The 12,848-nt window shown below is 51.9% G+C and carries 14 protein-coding genes; 6 read left to right on the top strand and 8 right to left on the bottom strand.

What is annotated here, in order from left to right; translation table 11 throughout:
• Positions 1-71: 71 nt before the first annotated feature.
• From MIH19_RS16310 to MIH19_RS16295, 4 genes are all read right to left on the bottom strand, one after another.
• Positions 72-368: a LysR substrate-binding domain-containing protein gene (locus MIH19_RS16310; RefSeq protein ID WP_249005874.1), complete on the bottom strand. Its 297-nt coding sequence runs from the start codon at positions 366-368 to the stop codon at positions 72-74.
• Positions 369-613: 245 nt separating this feature from the next.
• Positions 614-904 (bottom strand): helix-turn-helix transcriptional regulator, encoded by a 291-nt coding sequence (locus MIH19_RS16305; RefSeq protein ID WP_249005873.1) that lies wholly within the window; start codon positions 902-904, stop codon positions 614-616.
• Entirely contained in the window at positions 901-1,224 is a 324-nt protein-coding gene (locus tag MIH19_RS16300) for a type II toxin-antitoxin system RelE/ParE family toxin (protein ID WP_249005872.1), read from the bottom strand. The genes MIH19_RS16305 and MIH19_RS16300 overlap by 4 nt, the downstream gene beginning before the upstream one ends.
• Positions 1,225-1,560: 336 nt before the next feature.
• Positions 1,561-2,061 carry a hypothetical protein gene (locus MIH19_RS16295; RefSeq protein WP_249005871.1) on the bottom strand — a complete coding sequence of 167 codons (501 nt, stop codon included), beginning with the start codon at positions 2,059-2,061 and terminating at the stop codon, positions 1,561-1,563.
• A gap of 146 nt (positions 2,062-2,207) precedes the next feature.
• Between MIH19_RS16295 and MIH19_RS16290 the strand changes: the two genes are divergently transcribed.
• Together MIH19_RS16290 and MIH19_RS16285 are read left to right on the top strand one after the other, a co-directional pair.
• A complete protein-coding gene (locus MIH19_RS16290; protein WP_249005870.1) occupies positions 2,208-2,810 on the top strand; it encodes a transcriptional regulator in 603 nt (200 codons plus the stop codon).
• A complete protein-coding gene (locus MIH19_RS16285) occupies positions 2,803-2,946 on the top strand; it encodes a hypothetical protein (RefSeq protein WP_249005869.1) in 144 nt (47 codons plus the stop codon). Before MIH19_RS16290 ends, MIH19_RS16285 begins: the two co-directional genes overlap by 8 nt.
• 231 nt (positions 2,947-3,177) lie before the next feature.
• Here the strand turns inward: MIH19_RS16285 and MIH19_RS16280 are convergent, their stop codons facing one another.
• A complete protein-coding gene (locus tag MIH19_RS16280) occupies positions 3,178-4,032 on the bottom strand; it encodes a hypothetical protein (protein WP_249005868.1) in 855 nt (284 codons plus the stop codon).
• A 121-nt stretch (positions 4,033-4,153) separates the two neighbouring features.
• Positions 4,154-4,957 carry a DUF3750 domain-containing protein gene (locus MIH19_RS16275; RefSeq protein ID WP_249005867.1) on the bottom strand — a complete coding sequence of 268 codons (804 nt, stop codon included), beginning with the start codon at positions 4,955-4,957 and terminating at the stop codon, positions 4,154-4,156.
• Positions 4,958-5,199: 242 nt separating this feature from the next.
• On the opposite strand from MIH19_RS16275, the gene MIH19_RS16270 reads away from it, so the two are divergent.
• A complete protein-coding gene (locus MIH19_RS16270; protein ID WP_249005866.1) occupies positions 5,200-5,712 on the top strand; it encodes a hypothetical protein in 513 nt (170 codons plus the stop codon).
• Between the two features lie 373 nt (positions 5,713-6,085).
• On the opposite strand, the gene MIH19_RS16265 is transcribed toward MIH19_RS16270, so the two are convergent.
• Complete coding sequence (locus tag MIH19_RS16265; RefSeq protein ID WP_249005865.1) at positions 6,086-7,144, bottom strand: virulence RhuM family protein; 1,059 nt, start codon at positions 7,142-7,144, stop codon at positions 6,086-6,088.
• An 81-nt stretch (positions 7,145-7,225) separates the two neighbouring features.
• Positions 7,226-7,798, bottom strand: coding sequence for a GIY-YIG nuclease family protein (locus tag MIH19_RS16260; RefSeq protein WP_249005864.1), 573 nt, complete (start codon positions 7,796-7,798; stop codon positions 7,226-7,228).
• A gap of 427 nt (positions 7,799-8,225) precedes the next feature.
• On the opposite strand from MIH19_RS16260, the gene MIH19_RS16255 reads away from it, so the two are divergent.
• Genes MIH19_RS16255 through MIH19_RS16245 form a run of 3 tightly spaced genes read left to right on the top strand, consistent with a single transcriptional unit; the run spans position 8,226 to position 12,738 of the window.
• Positions 8,226-8,636 carry a substrate-binding domain-containing protein gene (locus MIH19_RS16255; protein ID WP_249005863.1) on the top strand — a complete coding sequence of 137 codons (411 nt, stop codon included), beginning with the start codon at positions 8,226-8,228 and terminating at the stop codon, positions 8,634-8,636.
• Entirely contained in the window at positions 8,633-9,886 is a 1,254-nt protein-coding gene (locus tag MIH19_RS16250) for a hypothetical protein (RefSeq protein WP_249005862.1), read from the top strand. Before MIH19_RS16255 ends, MIH19_RS16250 begins: the two co-directional genes overlap by 4 nt.
• A gap of 17 nt (positions 9,887-9,903) precedes the next feature.
• Positions 9,904-12,738 (top strand): EAL domain-containing protein, encoded by a 2,835-nt coding sequence (locus MIH19_RS16245; RefSeq protein WP_249005861.1) that lies wholly within the window; start codon positions 9,904-9,906, stop codon positions 12,736-12,738.
• The last annotated feature ends 110 nt before the right edge of the window (positions 12,739-12,848 follow it).

Below are 12,848 nucleotides of genomic sequence, written 5' to 3'. Positions count from 1 at the left end.
TTTAGTACTATTTACAGCCAGTCAATGCGCAAGAGCAGAATGGCCGGATAATTCTTCGTCAAGATAATCGATCAGCATGCGTACTTTGGGTAACAGATGCCTGTTATGAGGGTAAATCGCCCGCTACGGATATAGCTCAACGCGTAATCCCCAGGAAGTTGCACAATGCCAAGCCCTTTTAACGCGGCATCCACCAGGGCGCGGCCGGAGTTGCAGCGCAGATTGCCACTAATATTTATATTGCGCGTTTTACCTTCGTCCTGAAAGTGCCAATGGTCAGCTGATCCCTGCAAACAATTATGATGGTTTAGGTCTGATAATTTATGAGGCTCACCGAATTCGGCAAGGTACGCTGGAGCGGCACACACATAGGAAAACCGGGACAGATTTATTTTCGCGGCTTTTCTGAGGGTTGAGGCGTATCGGCAGTTTGTTGGGCAGGAAAATGGTTCGCCGTCAGATGAATTGATTCGCGCGGCGATCAATAGCAACAAGCTGACTGGCGGCAATAAGTTCGTCGATGAAATTGAAAACCGTATCGGTATCAGAGTTGAAACTCGCAAGCCGGGAAGGCCGACAACTGAAAAATAGATCTGTCCCGGTTTTCCGGGGGTTATACGGAAACTCGGTCGTTTTCTGTGGTTTCCAGTTTCACTCGAAAACCACAGGCTGCGGCGTACTTGCTGAGCGTTCCCCAGCTAGGGTTTCCCCGGCCACGCTCAAGTCTGGAGATGTTGCTTTTGCTCGTCCCCAGCTTCTTGGCAAGATCCTCTTGGGTAAGGCCCGCTTTCGTTCTCATGGTGATCAGTTGGTCGATCAGGTTGAATTCTTCCTGAAGGGCATCGTACTCTTTACGCACTTCAGGATTCTCGAGTGCCTTCTGCTTAAACTGTTTGAAGCTCATAACTTTTTGACCTCCCTCAAACGCACTTTTGCTAGCTCTAGGTCTTTCTTCGGTATTTTTTGATCTTTCTTCACAAAGACATGGAGAATGATGATTTTCCTATCCTGCATATAGCAGAAAATACCTCTTCCAATGCCTTCTTTGGCTTTTGCGCGAATCTCGAACAGCTCATCACCAAGTGACTTGGTGTGTGGCTCCCCAAGGTTCGCTCCGTGTTTTTCCATCAATTCCATCAGCCGGATCATTCTCGCCTGAATCTTGGGCGGCATCCCGGCCAATTCTTCGTCTACCTTTCTGTAGAATTCAATGTCCCAGTCCATGGGTGCTCTGTATTTTTAAGTTATCATATATGATAACTCTAGTTATGGAAAATATCTTGAAAAACCGGGACAGATTTTTTTCAGAGGCTTGGGGATCCGTAAGTCGATGGCAGCGACGGACGGGGCCAACTATGCTTGGGATACTATTCGCAGATGGTGGCGCGTTACGATAGGCAGTAGCGTGGTGCGCAAGATGACTCATAAGGAATAGATCCATGCGCAGACTATTCTTCGGACTGGAGATTCCCGCTCAGATCAAAACTCGCCTATTGACGGTGAGGGCAGAGGTGCCCGGTGCCAACTGAAAAATAGATCTGTCCCGGTTTTCCACGGCGCCTAGATATCCCCTAACACCCGCCGAAAACCATCAGAATCAAGAAAGTCAGATTCCAACTTGATCAAGTTACCGTTGTTGGACTGGAAGAAAACAAACGAGGCACCCTGATCAGACAGGAAGTGGTAATAGACTTTATCTGCAATTTTCCAGGTGCCAGAGTCTCCACCTTGAACAAACACACTCTGGAAAGACTCTACACTAGCCTGATCACAGCTGTGGGCTTTGTTCTCTGACAGTGTCGCTTCGAAAAAGTCAGACCATCCGCAGCCTCCTGTTTCGAGAATGTTTTCTGTCCCGAAACTAATGTATTGCTTGCCGATGGTATGGGAATATTTGACCAACAGAATGTCGTTGTTGGCACCAAGCGACCCAACGATGACGGGCGATTCGGGTACCTGGAACTTCATGCCATCATAGGCGGCTGTAATGAATTGATCGGTTTGAGCACAGGCTGAGAGAGAGGTAAAGGCCAAACCTATTAGCAGGGCGGTTTTCTTCATATCACAGTCCTTGTTTTGCCATTTCCATTTGGTTGCGAAAGTTTATCGCTACACGCTGCCGGTTTATGAGCTTCGGCTCCAACAGTTCCATGATACCCATTTTGGGTATAGTATTACCCAAAATGGGTTTTAGGGGTACCGTTAACATGCCAGCAGTAAAAACATCGAAATGCACTGGGTTGGCGGATGCCCTGTTTTCACAAACCCGCCAAAAGGTACTGCGACTGTTTTTCGCGCGTGAAAAAAGGGACTTTTCGATCAAAGAGCTCATCGAGCATGCCGAAGCAGGTTCGGGGTCTGTGCAACGGGAACTGGCACGTCTGGTGGATAGCGGCCTGGTGCAAGTGAAGCTGCAGGGGCGCCAGAAACGATATAAGGCCAACCCGGACTCGCCTGTTTTTCCGGAGTTGTCTTCTCTTGTTTCCAAGCTGCTCGGCCCAGAACAACAGGTTGAAGACGCTCTCAATTCGATTAGCGATAAAATCGATCTGGCCCTGATTTACGGTTCGGTGGCGAAGAGAACCGATCATGCCAATAGCGATATCGACCTCATGTTGGTATCGGATTCCCTCACCCTGGAGGAGGCCTTTGAAGCGTTGGGGCCAGCAGAGATCAAGCTTTCCCGTACCATCAACCCAACCCTTTACAAGCAAGAAGAGTTTAAAAAACGTAGAGCCAATAAAAACCCTTTTTTAAGGAAAGTCCTGGAAGGACAGTACATATTGTTGAAAGGAAGCATCAATGAATGAAGAAGCACTGGAAAACTTGGTCCGGATACACAAACTCCACCATGAGGCGGTAGACGCCAACGAGGTTCAAGGGCTTATCCAATCCGGTAACGTTCGATTAAAGGACGCGGGTTTGGAGGCACTTAGCACAGGGTAATCGGGTAGGCCCGCCCGTCAATTGGCATCTGAAACCTGCTCAATAACCGGGGCTTTGTGCCAGGTTGAGCGATCCATCCAGGGGGCGTGAAAGGTGCCGGGGTCAGGTCTTGTGTTTTGCCCCTGTCTTGCCATTTCGTTGTCATCGTCTCAGTCTGTATTATTCTCGCGTAAGTCAGATTGTTCGAGAGGCAAAAAGCAAGACCTGACCTCGAGGAACTTGTTTCTAGACTTACCTTGGACCCTTGTCTTTAAATCCTTCAGATCTATGAATCAAATAGGAGGCGGTGGCGTCGAGGGGATCGCGACCAAGGACGGCTGTCGCTCCGGGATGAAAGCTGGAAACTGGGTTCAGGTCGATGAAAACGGGATTGTCCTTTTCATCCAGAAGGTACTCGACTGCGCCGAGCTCCATCCTTGCGGCCCGTAGAATTTTTTTGACTGCCTCGGTCACCTTCGGGGCAATTTCGCGAGGAGGCAAGAGGGTAACATCCGATTCCGGGTGAGCCAGGCAGTAGTTGAATTGGTCAGCTTGAATCGGTGAGCGGGCTTCGTAAAGGATGTCGGAGCCGAGGACTTCGATCCGGTGGACGCAGCCGTCTGCGGCGGTTAGCATCTCTTGCTCAATCCAGCCTTCTTCTCGACTGAAAAGTCCGACCGGGGCGGGTGCGCCGTCTTCAAGCATCCGAATTCCTCTCCCAAAACCACCTGCAGGTGGTTTGAGAAGGACAGCTTGCCCATGTATGGCGCGTCCGCCGGGAACGGCGGGGTACGTTTGCGGCGTAAGCACTCCGCACTCGGTAAAAAGCTTGGCTTGAGCCAGCTTACTGTAGCCGATCTGGAAGCAGAGTGATCCGTTGATCACAGATCTACCCTCGGCCTCCCAGGTTCGCAAAGAATGGGTGATCCGATCCGCCCGAGTCTTATCCCGCTCAGCAAGAAGGGCGGATACGCGGTTGACGATCAACCCATTCGCTACGATCTCCTCCGGATCATCAGCGACTTGTACTTTGATGCCCCTCGATTCTAAAAAGTCAACGAGGGGGCGAACCCATTCTGGGATATCTGTGAGAATTATAATAGACATTGACTGGTATCCGGCTGGCTGAGGCAAAGATCCCCGTGCTTGCCTAGCAAGGGGTTGCGCAGGGTTGCGCGAGGAGCTTTCCGCAAAGCGGGCGCTTTATGCCTGGTTAATGTTGTCCCCGTCAATTGGCGTCTGAAACCTGCCCCATAACCGGGGCTTTGTGCCACGTCGAGCGATCCATCCAGGGGTCGCGCAGGCCAATGTGCCCGATGCCGGGTAATTTGACGGCCAAAGCCAGAGGGTCAATACCCATGTTGAGGCCGAGGATGTTCAGTTCAACACCTTCCCGGATACTCGCCATAAGGCCGAAATAACCATTGAGGGAGAACTGGTAGCCCGAACCGCTGGGCGCTTTCGCAAATACTCCGTCAGCGAGATAGTCTTTTCCGATGGCCGTGTTGGGCAGCGCAACATTCAGTTCGGGTACCTGCCGGATTACCCAGGCTACAAAGGTATTGCTGTTGGGCCCGGGCCAGGCTTTGTATTCATTCGCGAAGGGGTAGGCGTCGATAGCTGTCCGGATATTGATGATGGCGGCGTCTGCTTTCTCACCACGAAGATCTGCCAGCAACATCGGCGGGTTGCCGTACCAAGCGGTATCCGGCTCACCGGGGCGGGACCGCACCGCCTTATAACCCCAGCCAGTGACATCGTGAACCACGTAGGTGGATGCCCCGCGCACCTTGGTCGCAATCCAGGTATGCACCGCAAAATTGCCGCGCCAATTATAAGCTCGGGCACCATAAACCTGCACAATGGCTTCTTCGGTCTGGCCCGGTAGTGGCGCAATGCCTGCGCTGGAGCGATCGGCGTCACGCCAGCTCTGGCCAGACTGACTACTGCAGGCCGCAATCAGTGCGGGGCCTGCCAGCAGAACCAACAAAAATACTGTGGTTCTGATGAGCCATCGAAGGAGTTTAATCATTCCAGGGGTACCTCGGACTGCATGCATGAGTTGGTGATCAAAACCCAACCAGTATACGTCTCGTATAATATCAGGTACCAATGAAGCATTACCGGCAGCTACTATTATGGCCGCCTATACGGCTTCTGATTTCGCTTCAACCGCTTATCCCGGGAACCACTGCATCTGAGTCTGAAAAATCACGATTCGCACCCCGATCATTGCTGTTAATACTGCTACTGAGCCTGGTAGTGGTGTTGACGGTGACGGCTATCCTTTTGTCTATCGAGATCAGCTACTTATGGCGCTGGGGTGGCGAATTGGCGGGTCATCCCATGGCTATGGTTGGCATCGTTCTAATCATGGCTGTGCTGATGAGCCTTGGGCTGCCAGGCAGCCTGTGCTTCTGGCTTATCGCACCTTTTCATGCGCCTTTGTTAAGCGTCAGCGTACTGCTGGTTGGCAGCGTCGCCGGCGCAATGGGTGCATATCGCTTTGGTATGGGTCTGGGTGATACCTGGAGACCCGGCTATTTGGCCAGGCAGGTACTCAACCTGCTTGGCAAACGCAGCGACTTTCTTACTCAATGTGCAGTACGCATATTACCGGGCTTTCCCCATGCATTCGTGAATTTGGCAGGCGGCGTATTAGGTCTGCCGTTTCTGGTTTTCTGTTGCGCCGCGATAGTCGGGCTGGCAATCAAATGGACAGTCTATGCACCCGCGGTGCACGGCATGGTATCGGCTCGGCAAGCAGAGCAAGCAATGGACTTTTAGCGGGTGCGAAGTAAACTTGTCCCTCTCAGTCTGTGCACCTGACAGATTAATGGTACCCAGATGTTATCTACCTCTGCCAGCGTCACCGGCCAGGAAAGCCCCATGATTCGCATCAATGAACTGCAACTGCCCCTTGATCACAGCCCTGAGGTCTGTTCGCCGCGTTGATTCTCGTGCAGATGGGCTTCAAGCCTATTGAAGTGCTGGGGGCAGGTCTTGTGCTTTGCCCCTGTCTTGCCATTTCGTTGTAATCGTCTCAGCCTGTATTATTGTCGCGTAAGCCAGATTGTTCGAGAGGCAAAACGCAAGACCTGACCCCAAGGAGCTCTTCGGAAGCTCCATACTTTGGAGATGATCGGGGCACTTGCCGGGCTCATTTAGCGGAATCCTTATGGGTTTTGTCTTTCACGGGTAAGTTGATATCTGCCGCGCCATCGCTGTTTTCGACCAGCTTGTCGAAGTCGCTCACGAACAGGCGGTCCTGGATGATACGGTAGCTTTCGAATTCACTTTCGGCGTATTGGCGGGCCAACGCGGCGCTGATACTGCCGCTATCTTGCAAAATTTCGCGTTCATCAAACTTCAGAAAAGCATCGAGGCGTTTCGCCCAATCTTCCATCGTCATCGGGATTTTACGTTTGGCGCGGTTTTCCGCCAGCTCAAGGTAGGCGTTCACTATTCTGCCCAACGAATCCAGCTCATCCTTGCTTAGGTAGTTTTTAGCTGTACCCACATCGGTCTTGAGAATTTTGCCCTCAGGCGCCTTGGCCCAACTGGTCAGCCCCATATTTGGCTGGCTGCTGTCGGCACGCAGCTTTACCAGTTCGGCAGCGGTATGGCCATGAATGGCGTAATGCAGTTTGTGCTGCACCTTGGCGAAGAAGGCGTTGGTGGTAGGCGCCGCAAGGTTGTAATCCAGGCTGGTGGCGTAGATGTCGGTGATTTTCTGATAGAAGCGCCGCTCCGAAAGCCGGATTTCACGGATCTCTTCCAGCAGGCGTTCAAAGTAATCCTCACCCAGAAAGCTGCCGTTCTCCATGCGCTCACGGTCGATCACATAACCCTTGATCGCGAACTCACGCAATACGTTGGTGGCCCACTGACGGAACTGAGTAGCACGCAGGGAGTTGACGCGGTAGCCGACAGAGATAATGGCGTCGAGACTATAGTGTTGGGTGTTGTAGTTTTTTCCGTCTGCGGCAGTTATCCGGAATTTCCGGATAACTGAACGCTCATCCAATTCATTGGATTTAAATATGTTTCTTAGGTGCTCATTGATGGTGCGGACATCAACGCCAAACAATTCGGCCATCAGCTTTTGCGTCAGCCAGATGGACTCATCTTCATACCGCGCCTCAATGCTTTGCTCGCCCGATTGCCCGGTGAAAATCAAAAACTCGGCGGTGCTGTTGCGGATCAGTTTATTGCTCATTTCTGCCTCCCTGCAGAGTGCCATGTCACATAGGGGTTCACAGACAAACGATAGCAATAAAGGCTGTTTATATAAACAGCATTATTCATTCGTGCTCACTTCCTGAGCCAGCTTCTCCTGCTCCCACTCCTTGTAGGTTTTACCGCTGATTAGCTTCCATTCAATAGTACCGTTGGCAGGGCGGCCGTTGACGACTGCCGCGGCTTCGATACCGTGCTTGGGGGTGTTCAGCATGAAGGTAGGGGGAGCACTCTCGGCGGAGCTATCCAGCGGCGATATGCGAGCAGGTGATTTGGGCCGGGTATTGGCCAGAAAGCTGTCGATACGCAACGCCGGCAATACCATCAGGATATATTCGAGAAAATTCTCCATATTGGCGCGGGCCGCTTCTACCAAGCGGGACTCCAGGTACTTTACATGCGCCTTGTTGAGGTTATTGGCCGCAGAGGTTATCAGCATGACTATCGTCCACCAGTCCTTTTTGGTGTCATGGCTTTTGATCCGGTCACCAATGTCCTCACCTTCGCCGATATACACCAGCGGGCCGTTGTCATCTCCGCCAAGTAGCAGGTAGACGCCCAGTACGGTGCCGGGGTCAGGTCTTGCGTTTTGCCCCCTGTCTTGCCATTTCGTTGTAATCGTCTCAGCCTGCATTATTGTCGCGTAAGCCAGATCGTTCGAGAGGCAAAACGCAAGACCTGACCCCGTAACCTTTCCCTAGTATCATCCGGTACTCGGCATTTCATCGAGATCACCTTCTCACTTGATCTTGCCTCGTAATTTTCGAATCTCTTGCTGCTTGCTCAGCTGCACCAAGAGCCTGAACTCACTATAAAAAACCTACTTATTGCATTGACTGTTGTCGCTGGAATCTTTGGGTACATCCAGAAAAGCCGGATTTGGTTTCTTCGTTGACTGAAGAAACATTAAAAATTAATTTTTGGCCATAAATTCGGTTATCATCGGCGATAGTGCAAAAATTGGTAAAGCTGCTGTTTGATGTCGCCCTGCCAGGTACACACAGAAACGAACTGATTTTATGGATAGAACTAACTGCGGTTACTTGAGAACAGGATGTAGGGTGCTCGCATTTGCCGCGCTGTTTTCCTTTGCCCAACCTCTCCTTTCGGCACCGAAAGTCATACTCAATGGCGATGCAGGCATCACCACGTTTGGCTTCGCCTACCTGAGCCAGATTTTTGCTATGCAAATCCGAAAGTGGCCAAACGGCCTCGCTATCCAGGTCTTTACTCTACCAAGCAAGAATGAGCTCCACCGGGAGTTCGTCATTAGTCGGCTGCACATTCAAGCTCACCAACTCGATCGCATATGGAACCGGATGCTTTTTACCGGAACAGGCAAAGCGCCAGCTGTCGTCAATTCTCAGGCTGAGATGATTGAAATGATTCAAAGCACGCCCGGCGCAATCGGGTATACCTCCGCAGACTACCCCACCGGAAACATTGTGATCCTGGGAGATAAGGAGCAATGAGCAAATTCTCCTCGATGGTTCTGGCTGTCACGGCCGCAGTGATAATGGCACCGGCAAGCGCACTTGAACTGGGAAACTCGTCTGAGCTCCATGGATTCGTGAACCAGGCGTACCTGTACAGTCCGGACAATCCTTACGCAGGAACCGATTCCCTGAACGGTTCCGTCAAGTTCCGTGAACTCGGCATCACCGGTTTTACCGAAATATCTCCAGAGTTTCGCTTGGCAGGACAAGTAATCAGCCGACAACGAGACGAGACCGACGACGGTGATGCACGGATTGATTTCCTGCTGGCCGATTACCTTTTTTACAGCGATATGGGCACGACCGCCGGTGTTCGTCTCGGCCGCGTCAAAAACAATGTGGGCTTTTATAACGCCACTCGCGACATACCCTCCGCTCGGCCCGGTTTTAACGTGCCAGATTCAATCTATTTTGACTCTTTCAGGGATGCCATCCTGTCTACCGATGGCATCAACCTATACGGCTCCCTGCTGTTCCAGGACAACCAGCTGAGCTGGGAGCTCTTCGCCGGTCAGAAGAGCATCGACAGTGAAAACCTCGAATATTACCTCTACGGGCTCCCTGTGCCTAAGGGCGAGTTTGACGATGTGCCAGTGATAGGCCTGAATCTGAATTTCGTGCCGGCAGCCCAAAGAGGCCTGAAGCTTGGCTTCAGTTTGCTGGACGCGGATTTTGATCTGGATAACCCCCTGAGTGTTTCAGACGCACAAATGGTGCTGGCTACTGCAGGCAAGGCAGATATTGCCGCGAACCCGCAAAACTACGTGACCGGAGCCAGCGTTGACGCTCTGTTTGCCATTCTTTCGGCCCAGTACAGCTACAACGACTGGGTGATCACGGCTGAATACATGAATCTGTTCAGTGATCTCAAACTCCAGCTCGCAGGAGTGGACAATGACAAGAGCACCACCACCGAAGCCTACTATCTGCAGCTTGAGTGGCTGCCGACGCTTACCACCGCATGGTTCGCCCGCTATGAGGAGCTTTATCTCGACAAAGACGATCGCTCCGGCAGCAAGCTGTTTTCGACCTACAATCGCTATCGGGGTTATGGCAAGGGCTGGAGTGTGGGTGGCAAGTGGATGTTCTACCCGCAATGGACAGTCACCGGTCAGGCCAGCTTCAACGAGGGCGCAGCCTGGCTGCCCAGCTACAGCGGCATGGAAGACGATAGCATCAGTAAACACTGGAACTATTATGTCGTCTCGCTAACCTTTCAATTCTAAAAAACGGGCGCACAGCGATGTTTGTCAGCATCAAGTGGAAGGCGGTCACATTTTTAAGCCTGGTATTGATCGTCATCATAGCGGCTTGGGTCGCCCAACAAGTTTTCAAAACACTTGATAACTACGAAAATCGGGTAACAGACCTACATCAGCACCAGCAGCTCGTGATTGCCCAGCAGCTGGAGGATAACGCCCTCCGCCTGTCTCAACTTGCCCAGCTGATCGCTGAGACCCCTCGTATACAGACGACCGATGAGAATAATCAGCAGGCGGAAATGAACCGCTTTCTGCAACAGGAGTGGTTCAAACTCAACATCAATACCGGAATCGATTACATTGCGGTCTATTCGGCACGGGGCAACAGACTGGGTTCAGCAATGAACCCGGTGTTTTTTCGGGACCCAGCGGCTTTGAGTCAGGCAATTGACCAGCTTGTGCAAGCGAGCGATTCAGGAGCGCCCCAATCTTTCCTCTACTGCGGCTTTGGTTGCTCTCAGTTCGTTATCGAGCCCTTTGTTCTGGGCAATGGTTCCGAAGCCGTGATGGTGATTGGCCAGAACATTGCCGACGTAATCCAACGTTTTCAGCAGGTATCCACCGACGAACTGGCAATTCTTCTCGACAGCCAGGCCCCAGACAGTAGCGATACCGGGAACGAGCGCTCGCTTGACAGCTGGAACAAACGAGTGTGGGCCGCAAGCAACTTCCCAAAGACCTTTGCGCAGCTCAAGGGAGCTGAAGCAATAGCATCGTTCGACATCCTCAGTCGTAACCAGGTCTTCGACTATGAATCCCGAAGACTTCTTTTCAACAGGCTTGACCTGACTCGCTTTAAAGCGATGGGCGCTGCCCCGCACTTCGTGGCCATCAGTGACGAAACCCGGCAATACAACACCCTTGTCAGTTCTGTAAAAAACAGCCTGTTGATCGGGGTGTTGGCGCTGATCATCGCCGAAGTCATTCTTATCATGCTGATGCTAAGCCCGCTGCGACGCCTGATTGCGGTTGTCGAGGCGCTTAATCTGTTGCCAAAGCATGAGTACGAGCAAGCACAGCAGAAAATACGGGAGCGGCAGGGGTATTTCAGTGACGAACTCACCCTGCTCGAGAAAAGTACACGTTTTGTCACCAAGGAACTGGAAACGCTGCACCTCGAGGTTGAGCAGAAAAAACATTCTCTCAAAAACCAGATCGCTGTCATTTCCCGCTCCCGCGCTTTCCTCGAACGATTGATCGATGGCTCACATCTGTTCATCGCGACCCACACTCTGGACGGTGCCGTCCTGACCACCAACACGCGGTTTGAGAAAGAGTTCAACCAGCCACTGTCCAGGTTCCAGCAGATTTTCAAATCAGACGCCGTCTGTGCGGACTACGACAGCAGAATTACACTCCTGCAAAATGGCAAGCGTGACGTCATTCAGTTCGATGCCAATTTCACCAACGACCAGGGCCACATTGTCTACGCAGACTGGACCTGCTCTCTGGTCGAAAACGAAAACGGGCAGTCTGTCGTTCTTGCTATCGGCGTCGATCTGACCCAGCGTAAACGGGACGAACAAGCACTGGAATGGCTGGCAAATAACGATCCTTTAACGGGCATAGGAAACCGTCGGGCCTTCCAGCATGATTTAGCAAAGGTTCTTGAAACCGAAAACACGGGCGCCATCATCTTTATCGACGTCAATCGATTCAAACAGATTAACGACCTTTACGGCCACGCGGTCGGTGACAGTGTGCTGATTCAGATCGCCAATTCACTGACCGACAATGTGCGATCCAGCGATGCCATCAGCCGGCTGGCAGGAGACGAATTCACCATTATCCTCCCAGGCATCACGCAGGCTCAGCTTCAAATTGTGCTAGCCAAACTCTCAAGTCAGCTCAATGGCGAAGTCCTCATCCCGGCCGAGGATCGCACCACCGAATACAGTGTCAGTATTGGCGCCGCCCTGATTCCGGACCACGGCACCACAGAGCAGGAACTGGTGGTGCATGCAGACATGGCGATGTACCAGGCCAAGAAAAGAGGCGCCAACCAATGGCAAATCTTTGACCCTGCCGACAACAACCTGGAAGGTTTGCGCCGGGACCATGACCTGACGGCGCTGTTGAAGCGCGCATTAGCCGAAGGCGACCTGTTCCAGCTGCATTTTCAGCCCATTCTGTTCCTCAAGGAGAACAAGATCAGCCATCATGAGGTTCTTCTGAGGCTGAAGGACGGCTTTGGCAACCCGGTTTTTCCCAGCGAATTCATTCCCGCAGCAGAGCGTATGGGACTGATCCGATTGGTCGATACCTGGGTTCTGGAGTGTGCTATCCAGAGACTGGCTGCTGAAAATGCTGAGGGTGATCCCGTTTGCTTTGCCGTCAACGTGTCAGCCCCAACTCTGCAGTCGGCAGATCTGCCGGAGATATTGACTGCGCTGATTCGCAAATATCAAATCAGCCCCAGCCAACTGATTCTGGAGCTGACAGAAACCGCATACATTGAAAACTTCCAGATGGTTCGGTCGAATCTGGAAGAAATCAATGCCATGGGGGTCATGGTTGCTCTGGATGACTTTGGCGTGGGCTTCTCATCCTTCAGCTACCTCAAGAAGCTGCCCCTGAGCTACGTCAAGCTCGATGGCTCATACATTCTGGAGCTGGACAAGAATCCGGACCATCAGGTGTTTGTTGAAAGCCTGACCAATATGGTTAACGCATTCGGGATGCAAACGATTGCTGAATTTGTCGAAGACGAAGAGACTCTGATTAAATTACGGGAGCTGGGCGTTGATTTTGCCCAAGGCTACTACATTGGCAAACCATCGCCTCTGCTGCTGAAGGCGCCCTTAACCTCATGCTGATACGTGTGTTCCTGAACCTTCACAGAGAATCCTATGCCAATCGAAAAGAATCAGGTGGTCTTGTGTTTTGCCCCTGTCTTGCCATTTCGTTGTAATCGTCTCAGCCTGCA

This window comes from Marinobacter sp. M1C (assembly GCF_023314135.1).
Taxonomy (GTDB): Bacteria; Pseudomonadota; Gammaproteobacteria; order Pseudomonadales; family Oleiphilaceae; genus Marinobacter.
The sequence above is the reverse complement of the archived record's forward strand: the minus strand, read 5'-3'. Positions and strand labels throughout refer to the sequence as shown.

Coding starts and splice junctions, on each gene's coding strand:
- MIH19_RS16305 (WP_249005873.1), bottom strand. CDS start 904: ATGAGCTTCAAACAGTTTAAGCAGAAGGCACTCGAGAATCCTGAAGTG.
- MIH19_RS16300 (WP_249005872.1), bottom strand. CDS start 1,224: ATGGACTGGGACATTGAATTCTACAGAAAGGTAGACGAAGAATTGGCC.
- MIH19_RS16295 (WP_249005871.1), bottom strand. CDS start 2,061: ATGAAGAAAACCGCCCTGCTAATAGGTTTGGCCTTTACCTCTCTCTCA.
- MIH19_RS16290 (WP_249005870.1), top strand. CDS start 2,208: ATGCCAGCAGTAAAAACATCGAAATGCACTGGGTTGGCGGATGCCCTG.
- MIH19_RS16285 (WP_249005869.1), top strand. CDS start 2,803: ATGAATGAAGAAGCACTGGAAAACTTGGTCCGGATACACAAACTCCAC.
- MIH19_RS16280 (WP_249005868.1), bottom strand. CDS start 4,032: ATGTCTATTATAATTCTCACAGATATCCCAGAATGGGTTCGCCCCCTC.
- MIH19_RS16275 (WP_249005867.1), bottom strand. CDS start 4,957: ATGATTAAACTCCTTCGATGGCTCATCAGAACCACAGTATTTTTGTTG.
- MIH19_RS16265 (WP_249005865.1), bottom strand. CDS start 7,144: ATGAGCAATAAACTGATCCGCAACAGCACCGCCGAGTTTTTGATTTTC.
- MIH19_RS16260 (WP_249005864.1), bottom strand. CDS start 7,798: ATGCAGGCTGAGACGATTACAACGAAATGGCAAGACAGGGGGCAAAAC.
- MIH19_RS16250 (WP_249005862.1), top strand. CDS start 8,633: ATGAGCAAATTCTCCTCGATGGTTCTGGCTGTCACGGCCGCAGTGATA.
- MIH19_RS16245 (WP_249005861.1), top strand. CDS start 9,904: ATGTTTGTCAGCATCAAGTGGAAGGCGGTCACATTTTTAAGCCTGGTA.